Consider the following 22,357-nt stretch of genomic DNA (forward strand, 5'->3'; position numbering starts at 1 on the left):
CGCCGCCGCGCCCGTCAGCGCTTGTGGATCGGCGCGTAGCAGCGCTGGCGCGCGCCGGTGTAAATCTGGCGCGGCCGACCGATCCTCTGGTTGTCATCTTCGATCATCTCCGTCCACTGAGCGATCCAGCCGACGGTGCGCGCGAGCGCGAACAGCACCGTGAACATCGTCGTCGGGAAGCCCAGCGCCTTCAGCGTGATGCCGGAATAGAAGTCGATATTGGGATAGAGCTTCTTCTCGATGAAATAGTCGTCGCTAAGCGCGATTCGCTCGAGCTCCATCGCGGTCTCGAGCAGCGGGTCGTTCTTGACGCCCAGCGCGGCCAGGACTTCGTGACAGGCTTTCTGCATCACCTTCGCGCGCGGATCGTAGTTCTTGTAGACGCGGTGCCCGAAGCCCATCAGGCGGAACGGGTCGTTCTTGTCTTTCGCACGCGCGATATATTCAGGGATGCGCTCGGGCGTTCCGATCTCTTCGAGCATGTTGAGCGCCGCCTCGTTGGCGCCGCCGTGCGCCGGCCCCCAGAGCGAGGCGATGCCGGCCGCGATGCAGGCGAACGGGTTCGCGCCGGACGAGCCCGCGAGCCGCACCGTCGAGGTCGAGGCGTTCTGCTCGTGATCCATGTGCAGGATGAAAATCTTGTCGAGAGCGTCGCACAGGACCGGATTGACCTCGTACTCCTCGGCCGGCACGGCGAAGCACATGCGCATGAAATTCGCCGTGTAGGAGAGATCGTTCCGTGGAAAGATGAACGGCTGGCCGATCGAGTATTTGTACGCCATCGCCGCGATGGTCGGCATTTTCGCGATCATGCGATGGCTGGCGATCATCCGCTGCTTCTTGTCGGTGATGTCGGTGGAGTCGTGATAGAAGGCTGACAGAGCGCCGACGACCCCGACCATGATCGCCATCGGATGGGCGTCGCGGCGGAAGCCGTTGTAGAAGTTCTTGAGCTGCTCGTGCACCATGGTGTGGAGGGTGATCGCGCGGTTGAATTCATTCTGCTGGCCGCGCGTCGGCAGCTCGCCGTGCAGAAGAAGATAGGCGACTTCGAGGAAGTCGGAATTCTCCGCGAGCTCTTCGATGGGATAGCCGCGATAGAGCAGCACCCCTTCGTCGCCGTCGATATAGGTGATCTGCGACTCGCAGCTCGCCGTGGCGGTGTAGCCCGGATCGTAGGTGAAAAGCCCCGTCTCCTTATAGAAGGAACGAATGTCCACGACGCGGGGGCCGTGCGAGCCTTCATAGACCGGCAATTCCGTGGTCTTGCCGTCATAGCTCACGGTCATCGAACCGGCCGGCCTCAGTTTGCTTTGCATCGAACGGCTCCTCTTGTGCGGTGCGTCAATTCTGTTGCGGCGCGATCATAGAGACTTGCGCGCGGCTTTCCAGACCCCGCTTCAGCGGCCTGTCACCCGGCCTGATCGGCCAGCCGGGCGAGGGATTCCGCGCGCCCCAGGCTGTACAGCGTCTCGCCGAGACCAGGCGCGGGCCGGCCGGCGGTCAGGGCGGCGCGCAGGGCCGGGCCTACCTGGCCGAAACCCAGCCCGCGCGATTCGGCGAAATTCCTGAGCGCCTCGTCAAGCGCGGCCGCATCCGACCAGTCCGCCTCGTTGGTTAACAGGGCGGCGACGTCCTTGACCAGCGCGCGCGCGCCTTCCTTTTGCAGGGGCTTGGCCGCCTTGCCTTCGACGGCGAGTGGGCGCGCAAGGAACAGGAACGCGCCGGCCTCGACGACGTCCTTCAGCGTCGCGCAGCGCTCTTTCAGGAAGGGCGCGGCGCGAACGAGCATCGCCCGGCGTTCTTCATCGAGCGCATGGCCCGCCGCTTCAATGAAAGGCGCGGCCTTTTCGGCGAAGGCGTCATCCGTCAGCGTCCGGACGTAATGGGCGTTCACATGACGGAGCTTTTCGAAGTCGAGCCGCGCCGGCGCCTTGTTGATGTCGGCGATGTCGAACCATTCGAGCGCCCTTTCGCGCGGAATGATCTCATCGTCGCCATGCGACCAGCCGAGACGCAGCAGATAGTTCGCAAGCCCTTCGGGAAGAAAACCGTCGTCGCGATACGCCTCGACGCCGAGCGCGCCGTGCCGCTTCGACAGCTTCTTGCCGTCGGGCCCGTGAATGAGCGGAACGTGCGCGAAAACCGGAACGCGCCAGCCCAGCGCTTCGTAAATTTGCTGCTGGCGCGCGGCGTTGTTGAGATGATCGTCGCCGCGCACGACATGAGTCACGCCCATGTCGTGATCGTCCACGACGACGGCGAGATTGTAGGTCGGCGCGCCGTCGCTTCGCAGCAGAATGAGATCGTCCAGCGCGTCGTTGGGAAAGCGGACTTCGCCCTGCACCGCGTCGCGCACGATCGTTTCTCCCGCGCGCGGCGCCTTGAAGCGCACCGCGAAGGGCCTGTCCGCGGGGGCGCGCGCGGGATCGGCGTCGCGCCAGGGGCTTTCGAAGCGGACCTGCTCGGCGCGGGCGCGCTCGCGCGCGGCCTCGGTCTCTTCCGGCGTCATGTAACAGCGATAGGCAGCGCCCTTGTCCAGCAGCGCATGCGCGACCTCGGCATGGCGGTCGCGCCGGGCGTATTGCGAGACCGGCTCGCCGTCCCAGTCGAGGCCGAGCCACGATAGCCCGTCGATGATCGCCGCGACCGCCGCTTCATTGTGGCGCGCGCGGTCGGTGTCCTCAATGCGCAGCAGGAACCGGCCGCCGCGCGCGCGCGCATAGAGCCAGTTGAACAACGCCGTGCGCGCGCCCCCTATATGAAGATAGCCGGTGGGCGACGGCGCGAAGCGGGTGACCACGGGTTCGGACATGGTTGCGGCGGGATCGGCTTTCGGTTTTTCTGGCGCGGGAAGCGCGCGCGGCGTTTAGCACGGTTTACGCCGCGGTTTCCAGAAAGCGGCGGGCGGCCGCCGCGCGGGTTGCGTTCAGCAGACAGAGCGGATCGGTCCCGCCGGCCTCCCGCGAGGCCGGCGGAGCGGGGGGCGGCATGGACGAAACCGGCTCGGCGCCGGGCTCGGCCCGCGAGGTCTGGCGGCGCGCGGCGCGAGACCGGACGCGGCGGTTCTCAAAGCTAGCGGCTGCGGCGGGCGCGGCGATCGGCCGCTGGAGCGCCGCCGAGGCCGGACGTCTGGCGCTGTGGGCGCCGGTCGCGATCGGGTCGGGGGCGGCCTTTTATTTCTCTCTCAGGGTCGAGCCGCCGGGCTTTTCAGGCGTTCTCCTGCTGGCCGCAGCCGTCCTAGCCGCGCGGGCCTTTTCCGGCGACTGGCGACGGGCCGTGGCCGCCGGAATCGCGCTCGCCGCGCTCGGTTTCCTCGCGGCCGACTTGCGCGCGGCCCTCGTCGCCGCGCCCCCGTTTGAGCGCGCTTTGACTCCGCGAGAGGTGACGGGCCGGCTCGTCTCCGTGGAGGAGTCGGCCGCGTCCCGGCGATTCGTGATTGCGGTCGACTCCATCGCGCGCCTTCCGCCCGGGGCGACGCCCGCGCGCGTGCGCGTGTCCTGGCGCGGGCGGGAGTTCGAGGCCTTGCCGGGCGAGCGGATAAGGCTCAGGGCGGGGCTCAATCCGCCGCCGCCGCCGGCCGCGCCCGGCGCGTTCGATTTCGCGCGACATCTCTATTTCCAGCGGATCGGGGCGGTCGGCTATGCGGTGACGGCGCCCGAAAGGCTCGATGCGGAGGAAACGCCCTTCGCCGGCCGGCTGCGGGCGCGGGTCGAGACGGCCCGGCTCGCGCTTGCGCGGCGGATCGTCGCCGCCGCGCCGGGCGAGGGCGGGGCCATCGTCGCCGCGGTGGCCACCGGCAAGCGCGAGGCGATTCCCGAGGCGGCCGAGCGCGCGCTTCAGCGCTCGGGGCTTGCGCATCTGCTCGCCATTTCCGGCCTGCATATGGGGCTGGCGACGGGGCTCGTCTTTTTCGCCGTGCGGCTGGCGCTCGCCGCGGTCGAGCCGGCGGCGTTGCGCCATCCGATCAAGAAGTGGGCCGCCGCCGCGGCGCTCGCCGCCGGCGTCGGCTATCTCATTCTGTCCGGAGGCGGATGGTCGGCGCGACGCGCCTTCATCATGACCTCGATCGTCTTTCTCGCGATTCTGGCGGACCGGCGCGCGCTGTCGCTGCGGAACGTGGCGATCGCCGCGAGCGTCATCCTACTTACGACGCCGGAGGCGGTCATGCATCCCGGCTTTCAGATGTCCTTCGCGGCGGCGACGGCGCTGATCGCGGCTTATGAATGGGCCTCGCGCCGCGCCGATCCTTCGCGCAGCTTCGCGTTCGACGCGCGGGCGCGGCGCTATGTCGTCGGGATCGCGGCGACGGACGCGATCGCGGCGACGGCGACCGCGCCCTTCGCGCTCTATCATTTCAATTACGCGGCGATCTACAGCCTGCCGGCCAATCTCGCCGCCATGCCGCTGATGGCCTTCTGGATCATGCCGTTCGCCCTGACGGCGCTGGCGCTCGCGCCGCTCGGGCTCGACGGCTGGGCGTGGCGGGCGGCCGCGCAGGGCGTGGACTGGATTCTCGCCGTGGCCCGCGCGGTCTCAAGCCAGCCAGGCGCGGTCGCGTTCACCCCGCAATGGCCGCCGGCCGCGCTCGGGGCGCTCACGCTCGGGGGGCTGTGGCTGTGCCTGCAGAGCGCGCCGTGGCGCCTGGCCGGTCTTGCGGCGATCCCGCTCGCCGGAGTCATGATCGCGCTGTCGCCGCCGCCGGACCTGTTCGTCGCCGGGTCGGGCGAGAATCTGGCGGTCCGCGTCAAGGACGATACGGACGGGCCGATGCTCGCCGCGTTCGATCCGCGCAAGGACCGTTTCGCGCTGGATCTATGGAAGGAGGCCGCGGGCCTCGACCCGGAAGCCGCGCCGACGGGCAGGCTCAGGGAGGTCGGCCGGTGCGGGCCGGAGGGCTGCGTCGCGGTCCTGCGCGGGGCGCGGCTCGCGGTTTCGACCGATCCGCTGGGCCTGGCCGAGGACTGCGCGCGCGCCGATCTCGTCGTCGCGCTTTACTTTCTGGACGGGGCGAACGGGCGAGCCTGCGCAGCCCGGCTCGTCGATCGCGGCGCGGTCTGGCGCGAGGGCGCTCACGCCGTCTGGATCGGCCGGGACGGCGCGATACGCATACGGACGGTTGCGGAAATGCGCGGCAAGAGGCCGTGGACGGGCGCGGGAGGATGAGGCCGTCAGACAAGAAGCGGGGTCCCTTAAGGCGGAAAGCCGCCAGAGTGAGCTCTCAGCGCTCGCTTCATTCTCCGCTCATCCCGGCGAAAGCCGGGATCCAGACGCTGACTCCATTTCTGGATCCCGGGTTCGATCCTCCGGATCGCCCCGGGATGACAAGGAAGGCAAACATCTGCACACGAAAAAATGTCGCCGAACCTGCGGCTCTCGACTTCCAGACGAAGGGTCGATTGACAGGCGCCCCGCAACCGCCGCGCGCTCAATACCGCCGCATGAGCCCCACCAGCCTTCCTTGCACGGCGACGCGGTCGGGGCCGTAGATGCGGGTCTCATAGGCCGGGTTGGCGGCTTCGAGGGCGATGGAATTGCCCTTCTTGCGAATGCGCTTGAGGGTGGCCTCCTCGTCGTCCACGAGCGCGACCACGATGTCGCCGCTCTGGGCGTCCGAGCAGCGCTGGATGACGGCGAGATCGCCGTCGAAGATGCCGGCCTCGATCATCGAGTCGCCCTGCACCTCGAGAATGAAATGCTCGCCGCCGCGCAGCATGGCGCGCGGCGCGGCGGCCCGGTCCACCTCGTGCTGGATCGCCTCGATGGGCGTGCCGGCGGCGATGCGCCCGAGGATCGGCAGCTCCAGCGAGCCGGGATCCTCCGCCGCGGCGGGGCGCCGGGCGGGGAGGCGCTTGCCCTTGCCGAAGCGGCCCTGCACCACGGAGGGGGCGAAGGCCCGGTCCGCGCCGCCGCGCGCGCTCGCGGCTTCGGGAAGGCGCAGAACCTCCAGCGCGCGGGCCCGGTGCGGCAGACGCCGGATGAACCCGCGCTCTTCGAGCGCCGTGATGAGCCGGTGGATGCCCGACTTGGACTTGAGGTCCAGCGCCTCCTTCATCTCGTCGAAGGAGGGGGACACGCCAGTCTCCTTGATGCGGTCGCTGATGAAGATCAGCAGTTCGCGCTGCTTTTTTGTCAGCATGGGATCGCCTTCCTGGTCTCGCCCTCTGGTCTCGTCCCTCGCCCGCCCGGTCGAGGGAGGCGCGCCTGTCCTTGCGCGGCCGAAACGACGGCGGAACAAACTGACAACGTTCTATGGTTGTTCTCGCGCCGCGTCAATGCGAAGTTGTGGAAAATTTCAAGGGGTTAGCGCCAAAACTCAACTATCGCGGCCGGCGGGATAATGGAGTTTCGACCCTAGCAGCGCTCGCCGGGGCTGAGCAGCGCTCGCGTCGCGGCGGCGACGTCTTCCTGGCGCATGAGGCTCTCGCCGACCAGGAACGCCTTCGCCCCGTAGCCCGCCAACATGACGAGGTCGTCATGGTCGGCGACGCCGCTTTCGGCGACGACCAGCCGATCCGAGGGAACGAGGCGGGCGAGGCGGGCGGTCGTCGAAAGCGCGGTCTCGAAGGTTCTCAGATCGCGGTTGTTGACGCCGATCAGCCGCGAGCGCAGAGCGAGCGCGCGCTCGACCTCCCGCTCGTCATGGGTCTCGATCAGCGCGTCCATACCGAGTTCGAGCGCGGCGGACTCGATATCGGCGGCCTGCTGGTCCGTCAGACACGCCATGATAAGAAGGATGCAGTCTGCGCCCCAAGCCCTTGCTTCCACAGCCTGATAGGGGTCGATCATGAAGTCTTTCCTGAGGACGGGCAGGGCGCAGGCCGCGCGCGCGGCGCGCAGATGGTCCGGCGCGCCCTGAAAGCTCGGCCCGTCGGTCAGCACCGACAGACAGGCCGCGCCGCCTTCGGCGTAGGCGCGCGCGTGGGCGGCCGGGTCGAAGTCGGCGCGGATGAGGCCCTTGGACGGGCTCGCCTTCTTGATCTCGGCGATCAGGGCGAAGCCGTTCGCCGCCTTGCGCGCCAGAGCGGCGGCGAAGCCGCGGGGCGGGCCGGCCTCGCGGGCGAGGCTTTCAAGCGCGCCGAGCGGCGCGTCCGCGCGGGCGCGGCGCACCTCCTCCCGCTTGTAGGCGATGATGTCGTCGAGGATGGTCACGAAGCGCCCTCATTGGTGACGGCGACAAGCCGGTCGAGCGCCGCGCGCGCTCTGCCTTCGTCGATGGCGCGGGCGGCGCGGCGGGCGCCTTCCCTCAGATCGGGGGCGACGCCGGCGATGACCAGCGCGGCTGCGGCGTTGAGGACGACGATGTCGCGATAGGCCGACGGCGCGCCGGCGAGGAGCGCGCGCACGGCCTCGGCGTTCTCGGCGGGTCCGCCGCCTTTCAGCGCCTCTGGCGCGGCGCGCGGCAGGTCCGCGTCCTCCGGGGCGATCTCGAAGCGGCGAATGCGGCCCGCCTTCACTTCCGCGACGAAGCTGGGGCCGGTCGTGGTCAGCTCGTCGAGGCCGTCCGATCCGTGCACCACCCAGGCGGCCTCTGCGCCGAGGCGCAGAAGCGCTTCGGCCAGCGGCTCGACCAGATCCTTCGAGAACACGCCCATCAGCTGGCGGCGCGCGCCGGCCGGATTGGCGAGGGGGCCGAGCAGGTTGAACAGCGTGCGCACGCCGAGCGCCTTGCGCGCGCCGGCGACATTGGCCACGGCGCGGTGGTGATAGGCGGCGAACATGAAGCCGACGCCCGCCTCGCGAATGGCGCGGGCGATCGTCTCCGGCGGCGCGGCGAGATTGACGCCGAGCGCTTCGAGCACTTCCGAAGAGCCTGATTTCGAGGTGACGGCGCGGTTGCCGTGCTTGGCGACCTTCGCGCCGGCGCCGGCCGCGACCAGCGCCGCCGCCGTCGAGATGTTGAAGGCGCCGGCGCCGTCGCCGCCGGTGCCGCAGGTGTCGATCACGTCCGCCGGCGCGGCGACCTTCGTCGCCTTTTCGCGCATCGCCTCGGCGGCCGCGGCGATCTCCTCGACGCTCTCGCCCCGCGCGCGCAGCGCCATCAGGAAGCCTGCCGCCTCGATGTCCGAGGCCGCCCCTTCGAGCAGAAGGTCCATGGCCGCGCGCATCTCGGCGCCGGTCAACGCCCGGCCGCTCGCCGCCCGGTCGAGAAAGACGCGGAAAGCGCTCACGGGCGGCTCCTTCGGGCGGCGGTCGCAGCGATCGCAAAGGCGGGGGTCATGGCGCGCAGAATCATGAAATGACCGGAGCGCGTGACAATAGCGGCCCGCGGCGCCGGCGCAACCGGACCCGGCCGCGGCTTGGCGAAAGACGAGCATGAACAGGCGCCATAAAGGCGGAGGAGGGCGCGTCAGACCGCGCCGCGCCGCGCGGGCCGGCTGGGCCGGCCTCGTCGCCTCGGCCGTGATGGCCGCGCTCGGCGTCGCGTTCGGGGCGGTCGGCGCCTATATGGCGGGCCGCGGCGCGATCGCCGAGGCGGGCCGCTGGACGCCGCCGGCTCCGTTCGAACTGCGCGACGGGCCGGCGCGGTCGTCGGGCGTCTTCGACGAGCGCGAGAAGGTCGTCGCCGCGCTTCGCGCCGGGGCCGAGCCGGAGCGCTTCGCGCCGCCGGCGCTTCCCCCCGGCAGGCCGAAGATCATCGTCATTTTCGACGACATGGGGCTGGACCCGGCGGCGTTCGAAAACGTCATGGCGCTGCCCGGCCCGCTCACCCTTTCCTTTCTTCCTTATGCGCAGGGCGCGCAGGCCATGGTCGATCGCGCCCGCGCGGCGGAGCACGAGATCCTGCTTCACCTGCCGATGGAGCCGGACGGGCCGGTTGATCCCGGACCCAATGCGCTGCGCGCAAACATGACGGGCGCGGAGCTTCTGTCGGCGCTTGCATGGAATCTTTCGCGCATCGAGGGCTATTCCGGCGTCAACAATCACATGGGCTCGCGCATGACCCGCCACGAAGCGGCGATGAAGACGGTGCTCTCCGTGCTCGACGAACGCGGGCTTTATTTCATCGATTCGGTGACGACCGCCGGCAGCGTTGCGGCCGAGGCGGGCCGCGCCGTCGGGGCGCGGGTGTTCGCGCGCGACGTGTTTCTCGATCCGGAAGCGGGGCCCGAGACGGTCGTGCGCCAGCTCGCGCTGGTCGAACGCATTGCGCGCGAGACGGGCTATGCGGTGGCCATCTGCCATCCGCGGCCCGACACGCTCGCCGCGCTCGGGCCCTGGCTCACCTCCGCGCCGGCGCGCGGTTTCGAGCTGGCGACGACGGCGGCGCTGCTCGAAGTGGACGACGCGTGGTCGCAAGACGGCCGCGTGGCGGCGGCGGACGAACGGTGAGCCAAGAAAGCGAAGGGCCCCGGTCAAGGGGCCCTTCCCGGATGTGGCGGCCGAGGCCGCTTAATTGGTCGGCCAGCTTGACCAGTTGCTGCAGTGCCCGCCGATATCGCTTCCCTGAAGGTCCTGCTGGGCGAAGATATAGCCGGCGTTCATCACCGCTTTCGGCGAGATTCGGATCTTGCCGTTGGCGTTGATGATCGCGGCGTTGCCGAAGTGAGCCTGGCTGAGGCCGTGCCCCGCTTCATGCAGCGCGACGGATTCGAGATCGATCACGCCGTTGCCGGGGCCGTCATTGGGATCGTTCACCCAGACGAAGGCGTCGTTGTAGTAAATCTCGCGATAGGCCGCGTCGTTCGTTCCGTTGTTGTCGATGTCGGTCGGATTGCCTGCGCCGTCCACGAACATAATCGTGAACGCGACGCCGAGAATGCTGTTCGGCCCGAAAGCGGCGTCGAACCACGCGCCGGGCAGCACGCCCGCGTGGGTGATATCGGCTCCGGCGATGATCGGCTCGGCGATGTTCGGATTTCCGCCAAATCCCGGAATGAGCGACTGGATGAATCCGATGTCACCGGAGGTAAGCCCAAGATCCGTCAACGGAATATTCGAGCATGACACATCCTGCCACGTCTGCATGGCCGAACCGATCGCGCCGAACGTGTCGACGGCGTCCGCAGACGGCTGCGTTCCGTCCGTGCGGTGGCGAATGTCGGTGCGCCCGCCGCGGCGCGGGTCGCCTGGCACGAAGTCGAAGCCGAGCTGCTTGTTGCCGACATCCTTGAACAGAAGGGTCTGGCCCATCTGTTCGCTTTCTCCGTCGTTGATCCATTCGACCATGCCGATCTGGACATTATGGCCGGCGGCGAGAAGCTGCGCGTTCGCCGCTTCGACGAACGCGCTGATGTCCTCCGCCTGAGCCGCCGCCGTCATAGCGGTCGCGCCCAACAAAGCCGCCAATAGCTGTTTCATCGTTTCCTCCGAGCTGTTGTTGCGGGGAAAAAGCGCGGCGCTCGCCTGCAGGCGAACCGGCGACTCTCCCCATGAGGCCCGGGAGAAGCTGACGACGCGCAACACAAAGAATTCAGACTCCCCCAAGCGGGCGGGAGCTTAGAAGCGAACGGCTTCGCTGAAAAGCAGAGCCTGAGCGATTGGCCGAATGCGATCGAGACCGCCGTCCCGGATGGAGAAATCTGTCGCGCGCCGCGCATTTTTTAGAGCGGCGCGCCAGGGCGACGCGCCGTCAATAAGCGTCGGAAAAAAGATTCGCGATCGCGTTCGGATCCGTGCGCACGCCGTAGTCCTCCCGCAGGCTGGCGATGTAGGCGTCGAGCAGTTCCTGGTCGAGCTGATAGCCGATGAACTGGCGGAATCCGATCTCCTCGCCGGGGCCGACGCGGTTGCGCGCGAAGTCGATCTCGCGGACCTCGGCGATCACATGGGCCTGGCCGTAGCCGGCCGGACCGGAGACCAGCGCGCCAAGATCGGCGAAGAAGATGTCCTCGACAAGGGCGGGCGAGAAAGTCTCGTTACGGACGGAACGGTCAATGACTTCCACGATAGGCGCGCGGTTGTAGGGAGCGGCGGCTTCTTCAAGGCTCGCGCCGTCGGCGACGGCCTGCCTGATCTCGGCGACGACGGCCTCGATCCGCGCCTGCGCTTCCTCGCGCCGCCAGCGCGCCTCGACCGCCTCGGCGACCGACTCGTAGGGGCGCAGGGCCGGCGGGGTCACGTCGTCCACATGAACGAAGAAATAGCCGTCCTTGTCTTCGAGCTCGATCGCGGTGCTTTCATCAGCCTCTTCGAGCCGGAAAGCCTCCTGAAGAACCTTCGCCGGCAGATCGGCGACCGCCTCGCCGTCGGGGGTCCGGCCCGATGAATCGACCGGGCCGACGCGGCGCGCCGCGACGCCGGCGTTCTCAGCCGCCTGCACAAGATTGGCGCCGGTGTCGCGCGCCATCTCGATGGCCTCGATGGCCTCGAACATCCGGCGGCGGGAGTCCTGCGCGAAATATTGCGACTCCAGCTCCTCGCGCACGTCTTCGAACGTTTTCGTCTCCGGCGCCGTCACGTCGGCCACCTGAACGACGCTCCAGCCGAAAAAGCCCTGCACCGGATCGGCGACGTCGCCCGGCCCGAGGGCGGGGTCGAAGGCGGCTTCGGCGACTTTGGGGTCGAGAAGATCGCCGCGTTCGATGTCCTCGAAGGTCGTCGCTTCCAGCGACAGGCCGCGCTGGGCGGCGATCTCTTCGAACGGCCGGCCCTGGCGCAGCGCCGACGCCGCGGCCTGAGCCTCCGCTTCGGAGTCGAAGGTCGCCTGGTAGATCGTGCGCTTTTCCGGGATGTCGTAGAGCCGGCTTTTGTTGGCTTCGTAAAGACGGCGCAAATCCTCTTCCGGAGCTTCCCGCCCTTCGCGGAAATCGGCCTCGCGCAGGATGACCGCCGTGAAGCTTCGATATTCGGGCGCGGTGAAGGCGGCGGCGTTCTCCTCATAATAGGCGCGCAGGGCCTCCGGCGTCGGCTTTTCGGGCGCGCCGGCCATGTCCTGCGTCACCGTCAGATAGGCGATGCGGCGCTGCTCGACCTCGCGCAAAAGAATCGCCTCGGCCATCGGCCGCGGCGCGAGCCCGCCGGCTGCGACGCTCTGGATGAGCTCGGTGCGCAGAAGATCGCGCTTGAGCACCTCCTCGAACTGGCTCGGCGTGAAGCCGTTCGCCGAGAGAATGCTTTCAAGCGCGAACTGGTCGAAGCGGCCGGTGGCGGGGTTCTGAAAACGCTCATTCGTGTGCAGATAATCGCGCACGACCGAACGGGGCATGACGAGGCCGAGCTTGCCGGCTTCCTGTTCGAGAACGGAGCGGGCGGCGAGCGTGGATATGACGGCGTCGGGCAGGCCGGCGGCGATCGCGTCCTCGCGGGTGAAGGCCTCGCCGGTCTCGTTGCGACGGGCCGTCATCTGGCGGTTGAACTCGTTGAGGATCGCCTGGTTCGAAAAGCCGACCTTGCCTACGCGCAGCGGCGATCCTTGCGCGAAATTGCGCAGCTCCGGCACGCCCCACAGCGCGAAGGCGAGCACGAGAAGAACGATGACGAACCACGCGACCACGCCCTTGAGGGCGCTGCGCACCTGCTGAAGCATCGATGCTTTCCTGTTCCCGGGCGCGGGTTTGCTCCCGCCGACGATCCGCCGGGAACCTAGCGAGCGCGCGCGGCGATCACAAGCCGGCGCGCCGCCGGCGCCGCGCCGGCTGGACATTCCGCACGCCCCCGCGCAGAAACCGGGTCAAAAGCGAAACGCGCAAAACGGGGAGGGACATGAAACCGCTCATCGCCGGCAACTGGAAAATGAACGGGCTTGCGGCCTCGCTTCTCGAGGTGGAGAAGCTTGGGGGTCTTATGGGCGGGCGCGCGCCGGCGGACCGCGACGTCCTCATTTGTCCGCCGGCGACCCTGCTCGCCGCCTTGGCCGCACGCGCCGGGGCCTATGGCGTCTTCGCCGGCGGACAGGACTGTCACCCGGCGCCGTCCGGCGCGCATACCGGCGACATCAGCGCCGAGATGCTGGCCGACGCCGGCGCGCGCTTCGTCATCGTCGGCCATTCCGAGCGCCGGGCCGATCACGGCGAGACCGACGCGCTGGCGCGGGCGAAAGCCGAAGCGGCCCTGCGCGCCGGCCTCACGCCTATCGTCTGCGTCGGCGAGACCCGCGCCCAGCGCGAGGCGGGCGAGGCCGAGGCGGTCGTCGCCCGCCAGCTTGCGGGCTCGCTGCCGCAGACCGGCGTGTTCGTCGTCGCCTATGAGCCGGTCTGGGCGATCGGCACGGGGCTCACCCCGACGCTCGAGGATATCGGGGCCATGCACGCCTTCATTCGCGACCGGGCCGGGCCGGAGGCCCGCATTCTCTACGGCGGTTCGGTGAAGCCCGCGAACGCCGCCGGGATTCTCGCCGTCGCGAATGTGAACGGCGCCCTCGTCGGCGGCGCGAGCCTCAAGGCGGAAGACTTCCACGCGATCATCGCGGCGGCGAGTCCCTAGGGCGATGACGATCCTGCTTCAAACGATCCGGCGACGGCGCATGACGCTCACGTTTTTACTGCTTCTGGTCGCTGCGGCCGCGATTCTGCCCGGCTGCGCGTCGTTCTACGCCGAGCGCAAGGCGCCGCCGTTGGGCCGTTTCGTCGAGGCGGACGGCGTGCGGCTGCATGTGGTCGAGGCCGGCCCGCAGGACGCGCCGGCGGTGGTTCTCATTCATGGAGCGAGCGTCAATCTGCGCGACATGAAGATCTCCCTGGGCGATGCGCTCGCCGAGCGCTATCGGGTGGTGCTGATCGACCGGCCGGGGCGCGGCTATTCGCAGCGCCCGCGGGACGGCTGGCGACTCGACCGGCAGGCGGCGCTCGTCAAGGGCGCGCTCGACGCGCTCGGCGTCGAGCGGCCCATCGTCGTCGGCCAAAGCTTCGGCGGCGCGGTCGCGCTCGCCTACGCCCTTCAGTATCAGGACGAAACGGCCGGGCTCGTGCTGCTCGCCCCGGTCAGTCATGAGTGGCCCGGCGGCGTCGCCTGGTACAACAAGGCGTCGGGATGGCCGGTCGCAGGCGTCCTGTTCCGCCGGTTCGTCCTTCCGCTTTACGCGCCGCTGGCGGTCAATGGCGGCGTGGCGGAGTCGTTCGCGCCGGACGAGCCGCCGCCGAATTATGCGGATGAGGCCGGACTCGCGCTGCTGTTCCGGCCCGGCGATTTCAGGGCGAATGCGGAGGATCTGAGAAGGCTCAAGCCGCAGATCGTCGCGATGCAATCGCGTTACGGCGCCTTGCGCCTTCCTGTGACGATCGTGACGGGCGCGGCCGATGCGACGGTCAGCCCCCGCCGTCATTCGAAGGCCCTGGCCGCGGAAGTGCCGCACGCCAGACTGGCGGTGCTGCCTGATACCGGCCATGCGCTCCATCACGCCGAAACGGCGCGAATCGTCGCGCTCATCGACGAAATGGCGGCGGATTTGCGATGAAGCGCCGGAAAAACGCGCCCAGGCCCGGTTTCCAGTGAGGCCGGCGAATAGTATCCGGACTACAGGAAAAGAAACGCGACCAGCGGGGGCTTCGCATGCGGCTTGTCGGAAAACTGCTTCTCGGGCTTATCGTCCTTTTGCTCATCGCCGGCTTCGGCGCTTATACGTGGTTCTGGTGGAAGCCGGTCGGCGTCAACAACGCCATCAACAAGGCGACGATCGAGCTGGGCATGGACTCGCCCGAGCTGCTCACCCAGCTCGGCATGATCGACAATACGCCGCTGGATTTTCACAGCGGCAAGCTCGGCGATTACACCAAGGCCCAGGATGAAAAGACCCGCGCCAAGCTGAAAAAAGCCCTCGCGATGCTTGATCGCTATGGGCCGGAGGGGCTGGAAGGCCAGGAGCTGTTGAGCTGGGAGATCGCCCGCTGGTTCTTCGCGAACCTGCTGCGCCAGGCCGAGTTCGACTATGGCGGCTATCGCGTTACGCAGATTTCCGGCCCGACGGTCAATCTGCCCCAGTTCCTGACCGACGTGCACGTCATCAAGGACGAACGGAGCGTGAAGCGCTACATTTCGCGCCTCAACGAGTTCGGCCGCGTGCTGCGCGAGACGCGCGACCGGCTCGAAGACGACCGGATGCACGGCGTGACGCCGCCGGACTTCATCATCGAGAAATCGCTCGCGGTCATGCGCGCCTTCATCGAGGGCGGCGCGGAGAACAACCCGCTGGCGACGACCCTGCCGGCCAAGCTCGAAAAGATCGACGGGCTGAGCGAGGAAAAGCGCGCCGCCTATATCGCCGCGGCGAAAGAGGCCGTCGAGAAAGAGGTCATCCCCGGCTATGAGGCGATCATCGCCCTGTTCGAAGACATGGCGAAGACCGCGACTCACGACGCGGGCATCTGGCGCATCCCGAACGGGCAGGAGATTTACGCCGCCGCCCTGCGCTCCAACACGACCACGGACCTGAGCGCCGATGAGATACACGAAATCGGGCTTTCGGAGGTCGCGCGCATCGAGGCCGAAATGGACGCCATCCTGGTCTCGCAGGGACTGGCCGAGGGCTCCGTCTCCGAGCGCGTCCGGGAGCTGATGAGCGATCCGGCCCATCAGTTTCCGAATACGGACGAAGGCCGCCAGGCGATGCTCGACTATCTCGTCGAGCTCAACGAGGAAGTGATGGCGAGGGCCGGCGACTTCTTCATCACCCTGCCGCCGCAGCCGCTAGAAATCGTGCGCGTGCCGGAATACGCGCAGGACTCCGCCCCGGGCGGCTATTACAACCCGCCGGCGCTCGACGGCTCGCGGCCGGGCCGCTTCTACATCAACCTCAAGGACACGGCCGACAATCCGCGCTGGACCCTGCCGACGCTGCTTTATCATGAAGCCGCGCCGGGTCACCATTTCCAGCTTTCGGCCTCGCAGCTCATCGAGAACGTCCCGCTGCTGCGCAAGCTGTCGCCCTTCAGCGCCTATTCGGAAGGCTGGGCGCTTTACGCCGAACGGCTCGCCGCCAAGGACATGAATATGTACGCCGACGATCCCCTGGGCGATCTCGGCCGGCTGCAGGCGGAGATGTTCCGCGCCGTGCGGCTGGTGGTCGACACCGGGCTCCACCACAAGCGCTGGTCGCGCGAGGAGGCCATCGACTACATGATCTCGAAGACGGGCATGACCGAGGCCGAAGTGACCCGCGAGATCGAGCGCTATGTGGTCTGGCCGGGCCAGGCGACGGCCTACAAGACCGGCCAGCTCGCCATCCTGCGGATGCGCGCGAAGGCCGAAGCCGCGCTCGGGGACAAGTTCGACCTGCGGGCGTTCCACGAACTCATCCTGCTCGACGGCGCGATGCCGCTCGGCATTCTCGAAAAGAACGTCGACCGCTGGATCGAAGCGCGCCAGGCGGCCTGACCGGCCGGCGCTGACTGACGACGGCGCGGCGGCGGATGAAAACCCGCCCGCCGGCGCCTATTTGACGCGACTGGCCGCCCGGCGTAGACAGCGGCCTCTCGCGGGGGCCGGCCTCGCGAGCCCTTTCCGCTCTGCAACGGATCGAAGCCGATGACCGCCGTCCTGTTGACTGTTCACGTTCTTATCGTGCTCGCCCTGATCGGGATCGTGCTGCTGCAGCGTTCGGAAGGCGGCGCGCTCGGGATCGGGGGCGGCGGCTTCATGAGCGGGCGCGGCGCGGCGAGCGCGCTCACGCGCACGACCACGGCGCTTGGCTTTCTGTTCTTCGGCACCTCGCTGGGGCTCGCGATGCTGGCGGACACCGGCGAAAGCGAGGAGCGGATCATCCGCGAGCTCACCGGCGCGCAAGACGCCGGTCAGGAGGCGCCGGCCCGCGCGCCGGCCTCGCCGGAAGACCTCCTGCGCACCCTCGGTGCGGAACCGGAAGAAGAAGCGCCCGCAGGCGCGGCGGACGAGCCTGCGCCGAGTCCCGAGCAGCTGCTTGAATCGCTCGGCGCGCCGGCGACCGGGGCCGGCGAGCCTGAGGCTGCCGGGAGCGCGATGAAGACCGAAGAATCGGCGACGACTGAAGAAGAAACGCCGCCGCAAGACCCAGACCAGAACTGACCTTTCACGGCCGGCGGCCTTTCGCCGCCGCGAGAGAAAATCGCCGCGGCGCGCTTTTCATGTTGTCTCGCCGCGCCGTTTCGCGTTACGACGGACTTCCATGGCGCGGTACATTTTCATCACCGGCGGCGTGGTCTCATCCCTCGGCAAGGGCGTTGCGGCGGCGGCTCTCGGAGCCCTGTTGCAGGCGCGCGGCTACAAGGCGCGCCTGCGCAAGCTCGACCCCTATCTCAATGTCGATCCCGGGACCATGAGCCCCTATCAGCACGGGGAAGTCTTCGTGACCGACGACGGGGCGGAGACGGATCTCGATCTCGGCCATTACGAGCGGTTCACGGGCGTCTCGGCCTCGAAAAGCGACAACGTCACCACCGGACAGATCTATTCGAGCATCATCGAGCGCGAACGGCGGGGCGATTATCTCGGCTCGACGGTGCAGGTGATTCCGCATGTCACCGACGCCATCAAGGCGTTCATCCTCAACGACGCGGGCGAGGCCGACTTCGTCATCTGCGAGATCGGCGGCACGGTCGGCGACATCGAGGGCCTTCCCTTTTTCGAGGCGATCCGCCAGCTCGGCAACGAGCTGCCGCGCGGGCAGGCGGTGTTCGTGCACCTGACCTTGATGCCCTACATCCCCTCTGCGGGCGAACTGAAGACCAAGCCCACGCAACATTCGGTGAAGGAGCTGCGCTCCATCGGCATCCAGCCGGACGTGCTGCTGGTGCGCGCCGACCGGCCGATCCCCGAAAGCGAGCGGAAAAAGATCGCGCTCTTCTGCAATGTGCGCCCCTCCGCCGTCGTGCAGGCGCTCGACGCGCGCACCATCTACGAGGTGCCGCTCGCCTATCACCGCGAGAAGTTCGACGACGAGGTGCTCGCCGCGTTCGGGATCGCGGACGCGCCGGCGCCTGACCTGTCGCGCTGGGAGACCATCGTCGAGCGCATCACGCGCCCCGACGGCGAGGTGACCATCGCCGTCGTCGGCAAATACACCGTTCTCAAGGACGCCTATAAATCATTGATCGAGGCGATCACGCATGGCGGCATCGCCAATAATGTCCGTACGGAAATAAAGTGGATCGACGCTTCCGTCTTCGAAGAAGAGGAGCAGGCGATCTCCGCCCTTGAGGACGTGCACGGCATTCTCGTGCCCGGCGGCTTCGGCGAGCGCGGGGCGGAGGGCAAGATAAGGGCGGCGAAATTCGCGCGGGAAAAGCGCATTCCCTATTTCGGCATCTGCTTCGGCATGCAGATGGCGGTGATCGAGGCCGCGCGCAGCCTGCTCGGCGAGAGCGAAGCCAGCTCTTCGGAATTCGGCGCGGTCAGCAAGCCCATCGTCGGCCTGATGACCGAATGGACCCGCGGAAACGAGAAAGAGGTCCGCCGGGAAGGCGGCGATCTCGGCGGCACCATGCGGCTCGGCGCCTATCCGGCGCGGCTGAAGCCGGGCAGCCGCGCGGCGGAAATCTACGGCGCGACCGAGATCATGGAGCGCCACCGTCACCGCTTCGAGGTCAATATGGCCTGGGCGGAGCGGCTGGAGAAGGCCGGCGTCGTGTTCTCGGGCGTTTCGCCGGACGGCGCGCTGCCGGAGATCATGGAGATCCCCGATCATCCGTGGTTCATCGGGGTGCAGTTCCATCCTGAGCTGAAATCGCGACCCTTCGAGCCGCACCCGCTGTTCGCCTCTTTCGTCAAGGCCGCGGTCGCGCGCTCGCGACTCGTGTAAACTCGGTCCGCCGCCGGCTCGGAATGAGGCTATGGACGCATCGGAGAGCATCTACAAGCGCGTGCTCGACACCATGGAGCACGGCTATGTCTTTTACGATGCGACCGGCCAGATCCGCCTGTACAACCGCGCCGCCTGCCGCATCCTAGGCGCGAGTCCGGGACAGCTCGAAGGCAAGACTTCCTACGACCCTGACTGGCGGACGATCCGCGAGGACGATTCGCCCTTTCCGCCCGATCAGCATCCGATCATAGCGAGTCTGAAGGGGGGCGTCGCCTGCTACGGCGTCGTCATGGGCATGCATCGGATCGACGACGGCCGGCTGCGTTGGCTGCAGATAAATTCAGACGCCGTCCGGGAGGAAAAAAGCGGCGAGATCATCGGCGCGGTGGCCAGTTTCGACGACATCACCCAGCAGATAAACCAGAAGCGCTACCTTGCGCATGCGCTGCGCGAGCGCGAGACCGAGACGCGGGCGCTGTCTGAAAACGCCAGCTATGTTCGGGACACGCTGGCCGCCCTGGCGGGGGAAATCGCCGAAGCGAACGCGCGGCTGATCGAAGCGCTGACCCCCGCGGGCGGAGAGGCCCTCGAATGCGCCCGCGCGCTCGAACGCAAGACGGAGAAGCTCGTCCGGATTCTGTCGCAGCGGAGCGGCTGAAGACGGCCGCATCGGATGACCTTCGCATGACATGCGCATACGGATGGATTTTGTTTTTCGGCCTTTCCGGGCCCGATCATTCGGATCGCCGACGGACGACGCGGAATGGATGAAGTCCTCCCATAGCCGTCGCGCTAGAATTGATTGCGCCGCCGGCGCCTCTCCCCCTCGTTCCGGCGAAAGTCGGGAATCGCTAACCGGCGCGCGTTCAGCCGATCTCCGCCGCCAGATCGGGCAGCTCGTCGAGGCGCGCGATCTCGCGATAGCGCGGGGCGTCCTTCGGCGGCTCGCAGCGCTCCAGTGTCCAGGTAAGCTCATGCGGCGCATGGACGCCCCAGGCGCCGGCCTCGATCGCCGGCAGCACGTCGGATTTAAGCGAATTGCCCACCATCATCGCGCGCGCCGGCCCCTCGCCGTGCCGGGTGAAGACGCGCGCGTAGATCGCGGGCGTCTTTTCGCTCACGATCTCCACCGCCGAGAAAAATTCGCCGAGTCCGGATTGCGCCACCTTGCGCTCCTGGTCGAACAGGTCGCCCTTGGTGATGAGGAGAAGGCGATAGTCGCCCGCCAGCCGCTCCAGCGTTTCGGCCGCGCCCGGCAGAAGCCGCACGGGATGGGCGAGCATCTCGCGGCCTGCATCGAGAATGGCCCTGACGATATAGCCTGGCGCGCGGCCCTCGGTCACTTCGAGCGCGGTTTCGATCATCGACAGGGTGAACCCTTTCACCCCATAGCCGTAGCGGGCGAGGTTGCGCTTTTCCGCCTCCAGAAGCCGCGCCGGCAGGTCGCGCGGATCGGCGTAATCGGAAAGCAGCTCCACGAAGCGCGCCTCGGTCATGCGGAACAGGCGCTCGTTGTGCCAGAGCGTATCGTCGGCGTCGAAGCCGATGGCGGCGAGGGCGCGGGGCATGGTCGGTGCTTTCGCTGATTCGACGGCGGAACATTAGGCGCAGCCCGCGGCGAGGGAAACATCGCCCGGGCGCGACTGCAGCAGGCTGTTGATCCGCTGGGCGCGCCGGCGTCGAATGGCGGCCGGCCGCAAGGAGAGAGGAACATGCGGATCGTGATCTGGATAGCGGCGGGACTGGTTCTGGCGGCGGGCGCGCTCGTCGCGGCGCTCCGCGCGCCGGCGGTCGAGGACGCGCTGTTCGAGCGCGCGCTCGCCAAGGGCTTCGGGCGCGACCGCGCCGCCCTATTCGACGGCGACGGGCTCAAGATATTCTTCTGCGGCACGGGCTCGCCGTTGCCCTCGGCGAAGCGGGCGCAGACCTGCACGGCGATCTTCGCGGGGGGCAGGTTCTTTCTCGTCGATGCGGGAACAGGAAGCTGGGAGACGCTTCAGGCCGCCGGCGTTCCGGCGGGGCGGCTCGCGGGGGTGTTTCTGACGCATTTCCACTCGGATCATATCGGCGATCTCGGCGAAGCCAATCTCGGCTCATGGGTGGCGGGCCGGCCGACGCCTCTGGCCGTCTACGGACCATCCGGCGTGGAGCGCGTCGTCGGCGGGCTGAACGAGGCCTATGCGCTCGACTCCGAATACAGGACCGCCCATCACGGCAAGGCGGTCGCGCCGCCGCGCGCGGCGGGCCTGCGCGCGCAAGCCTTCGACGGGCGCGGGCAAGCGGTCGTGTACGAAGAAGGCGGCCTCACCGTCAGCGCCTTTCCGGTGACGCACGATCCGGTCGACCCGGCCGTCGGCTACCGTTTCGACTACAAGGGCCGCAGCGTCGTCGTCTCCGGCGACACCGCCTATTCGGACTCGCTCGTTCGGGCCGCGGCGGGCGCCGATCTTCTCATCCACGAAGCGCAGGCGAACCACATGGTCGCCGAGATGCAGGCCGCCGCGGAGAGGGCGGGGGCTGCGAGCCTGGCGATGATCTTCGCCGACATCCCGTCCTATCACACGAGCCCGGAAGAAGCCGCGCGCGCGGCGAACGAAGCGGGCGTCGGTTATCTCATCCTCACCCATCTCACGCCGGCGCCGGACGCGCCTTTGACGCAGCGAATCTTTCTGCGCGGCGTGAAGGAAGTCCGCAGGCGGAACGTCGCGCTGGCGCGCGACGGCATGCTGGTCCTGCTGCCGGCCGCGGGCGGGATCGATTTCACGAAGCTCTGACGCGCGTCCCCCGGCGCCGGGCGGCCGGCGCCGGGGGTTCCGCGCGAGGGGCGTCGCCGGCGCAGGCCGCTGGTCCCCCGCGCCTGCGCCGACGGGGCTTGCGCGGAATCGCCTAGGGCGCGCCCTGAGCCTTTCGCCGGCGCGCCGCGACGCCGAAGCCGGCGAGCCCCGACAGGAACAGCGGCAACGCGGCCGGGACCGGAATCTCGCCCGGCGGCGACAGATCCTTCACCTTGATCGCCTTGATCTTGAAGTTGTCGGCGAGGAGGCCGAGGATTCCGTCATCGTCCGCGCCGAAACCGAACAGCGTGCCGATCAGCAGATTGGGATCGAGCGTCGGAAACAGCCCCAGAAAGACGGACACGTCGAGAAAGCCGTCGAGATCGAGCGCGAGGCTCAGCAGATACGAGCTGTGACGCTCGAGATCGCCGTCGGCGTTCTCGAAAAAGAAATCGACGTCGTCGTCGAGATCGAAGTTGGAGAACCAGATCCCCTCGATCTTCACGAGACGATCGAAAGCGAAGATCAGCGCGTCGTTGTCGCCGATCCCGTCGACGTCGCTCGAGGTGTCGTTGTTGTCCGTGACGCCCAGGCCGGCGCCGGTCTGGGTGACTACGGCGCCGTCCGCGCCCGGAACGATGACGGCGCCGGGAACGTCGTCGAACAGCCCGGCCGAAACGGCGAGGCTTATTCCGTCCGCCGAAAAGGAGAGTGTCCCGTTTCCGTTATCGACGCCGTTTCCCGTGGAAAGGTGGAACGTCGCCGCGCCGGCGGTTCCGATGGACAGACAGGCGGCCGCAGCCGCTGCGGTCAAGGTTCTCAGGGTTCTCATACCCCATGCTCCCTACTGCCCTGACAACGCCACCGCAGGTTGCAGCGTAAACAAAATGCAACTTATGTCAATCTTTTCTTATGGTTAACGCCCGCGCCG

General features: G+C 68.0%; 18 protein-coding genes. 9 read left to right on the forward strand and 9 right to left on the reverse strand.

The genetic code is table 11. The features are described from left to right. Nucleotides 1-14 precede the first annotated feature (14 nt). Nucleotides 15-1,319, reverse strand: a complete 1,305-nt coding sequence (gene gltA, locus CHB64_RS14455; RefSeq protein ID WP_089413344.1) for a citrate synthase — start codon at nt 1,317-1,319, stop codon at nt 15-17. 92 nt (nt 1,320-1,411) lie between these two features. Continuing rightward, nucleotides 1,412-2,815, reverse strand: a complete 1,404-nt coding sequence (gltX, locus tag CHB64_RS14460) for a glutamate--tRNA ligase (protein WP_089413345.1) — start codon at nt 2,813-2,815, stop codon at nt 1,412-1,414. Nucleotides 2,816-2,991: 176 nt separating this feature from the next. Here gltX and CHB64_RS14465 point away from each other — a divergent pair, with 176 nt between their 5' ends. Next, nucleotides 2,992-5,166: a ComEC/Rec2 family competence protein gene (locus CHB64_RS14465; protein ID WP_143266035.1), complete on the forward strand. Its 2,175-nt coding sequence runs from the start codon at nt 2,992-2,994 to the stop codon at nt 5,164-5,166. A gap of 262 nt (nt 5,167-5,428) precedes the next feature. Here CHB64_RS14465 and lexA read toward each other — a convergent pair whose 3' ends face one another. From lexA to trpD, 3 genes are all read right to left on the reverse strand, one after another. Next, complete coding sequence (lexA, locus tag CHB64_RS14470) at nt 5,429-6,139, reverse strand: transcriptional repressor LexA (RefSeq protein ID WP_089413347.1); 711 nt, start codon at nt 6,137-6,139, stop codon at nt 5,429-5,431. Between the two features lie 215 nt (nt 6,140-6,354). Beyond that, a complete protein-coding gene (gene trpC / locus CHB64_RS14475) occupies nt 6,355-7,152 on the reverse strand; it encodes an indole-3-glycerol phosphate synthase TrpC (RefSeq protein WP_089413348.1) in 798 nt (265 codons plus the stop codon). Continuing rightward, on the reverse strand, nt 7,149-8,171 hold the full coding sequence (trpD, locus tag CHB64_RS14480; protein ID WP_234993371.1) for an anthranilate phosphoribosyltransferase: 1,023 nt from the start codon (nt 8,169-8,171) through the stop codon (nt 7,149-7,151). The genes trpC and trpD overlap by 4 nt, the downstream gene beginning before the upstream one ends. A gap of 145 nt (nt 8,172-8,316) precedes the next feature. Here trpD and CHB64_RS14485 point away from each other — a divergent pair, with 145 nt between their 5' ends. Further along, a complete protein-coding gene (locus CHB64_RS14485) occupies nt 8,317-9,333 on the forward strand; it encodes a divergent polysaccharide deacetylase family protein (RefSeq protein WP_089413350.1) in 1,017 nt (338 codons plus the stop codon). A gap of 60 nt (nt 9,334-9,393) precedes the next feature. Here CHB64_RS14485 and CHB64_RS14490 read toward each other — a convergent pair whose 3' ends face one another. Beyond that, nucleotides 9,394-10,302 (reverse strand): hypothetical protein, encoded by a 909-nt coding sequence (locus CHB64_RS14490; RefSeq protein ID WP_143266036.1) that lies wholly within the window; start codon nt 10,300-10,302, stop codon nt 9,394-9,396. Nucleotides 10,303-10,573: 271 nt separating this feature from the next. Continuing rightward, entirely contained in the window at nt 10,574-12,469 is a 1,896-nt protein-coding gene (locus CHB64_RS14495; RefSeq protein ID WP_159462522.1) for a peptidylprolyl isomerase, read from the reverse strand. 176 nt (nt 12,470-12,645) lie between these two features. Here CHB64_RS14495 and tpiA point away from each other — a divergent pair, with 176 nt between their 5' ends. The 6 genes from tpiA to CHB64_RS14525 all read left to right on the forward strand — a co-directional run bounded on the left by tpiA (nt 12,646) and on the right by CHB64_RS14525 (nt 19,310). Continuing rightward, nucleotides 12,646-13,365, forward strand: a complete 720-nt coding sequence (tpiA, locus tag CHB64_RS14500) for a triose-phosphate isomerase (protein ID WP_089413353.1) — start codon at nt 12,646-12,648, stop codon at nt 13,363-13,365. A gap of 40 nt (nt 13,366-13,405) precedes the next feature. Continuing rightward, nucleotides 13,406-14,335 (forward strand): alpha/beta fold hydrolase, encoded by a 930-nt coding sequence (locus CHB64_RS14505; RefSeq protein ID WP_159462523.1) that lies wholly within the window; start codon nt 13,406-13,408, stop codon nt 14,333-14,335. Between the two features lie 95 nt (nt 14,336-14,430). Beyond that, nucleotides 14,431-16,251 carry a DUF885 domain-containing protein gene (locus CHB64_RS14510; RefSeq protein ID WP_089413355.1) on the forward strand — a complete coding sequence of 607 codons (1,821 nt, stop codon included), beginning with the start codon at nt 14,431-14,433 and terminating at the stop codon, nt 16,249-16,251. Between the two features lie 150 nt (nt 16,252-16,401). Further along, the gene (secG, locus tag CHB64_RS14515) at nt 16,402-16,917 is read left to right on the forward strand and encodes a preprotein translocase subunit SecG (RefSeq protein ID WP_089413356.1); all 516 of its coding nucleotides are present in this window, start codon (nt 16,402-16,404) and stop codon (nt 16,915-16,917) included. Nucleotides 16,918-17,017: 100 nt separating this feature from the next. Beyond that, a complete protein-coding gene (locus CHB64_RS14520; RefSeq protein ID WP_089413357.1) occupies nt 17,018-18,649 on the forward strand; it encodes a CTP synthase in 1,632 nt (543 codons plus the stop codon). Between the two features lie 31 nt (nt 18,650-18,680). Beyond that, a complete protein-coding gene (locus CHB64_RS14525; protein WP_089413358.1) occupies nt 18,681-19,310 on the forward strand; it encodes a PAS domain S-box protein in 630 nt (209 codons plus the stop codon). A gap of 208 nt (nt 19,311-19,518) precedes the next feature. On the opposite strand, the gene CHB64_RS14530 is transcribed toward CHB64_RS14525, so the two are convergent. After that, nucleotides 19,519-20,220, reverse strand: coding sequence for an HAD family hydrolase (locus tag CHB64_RS14530; RefSeq protein WP_089413359.1), 702 nt, complete (start codon nt 20,218-20,220; stop codon nt 19,519-19,521). 144 nt (nt 20,221-20,364) lie between these two features. Here CHB64_RS14530 and CHB64_RS14535 point away from each other — a divergent pair, with 144 nt between their 5' ends. Next, a complete protein-coding gene (locus tag CHB64_RS14535) occupies nt 20,365-21,426 on the forward strand; it encodes an MBL fold metallo-hydrolase (protein ID WP_089413360.1) in 1,062 nt (353 codons plus the stop codon). A 112-nt stretch (nt 21,427-21,538) separates the two neighbouring features. On the opposite strand, the gene CHB64_RS14540 is transcribed toward CHB64_RS14535, so the two are convergent. After that, the gene (locus CHB64_RS14540; RefSeq protein ID WP_089413361.1) at nt 21,539-22,258 is read right to left on the reverse strand and encodes a VPLPA-CTERM sorting domain-containing protein; all 720 of its coding nucleotides are present in this window, start codon (nt 22,256-22,258) and stop codon (nt 21,539-21,541) included. Nucleotides 22,259-22,357: the final 99 nt, after the last annotated feature.

It is taken from the genome of Amphiplicatus metriothermophilus (assembly GCF_900199215.1).
GTDB classification, from domain to species: domain Bacteria; phylum Pseudomonadota; class Alphaproteobacteria; order Caulobacterales; family Parvularculaceae; genus Amphiplicatus; species Amphiplicatus metriothermophilus.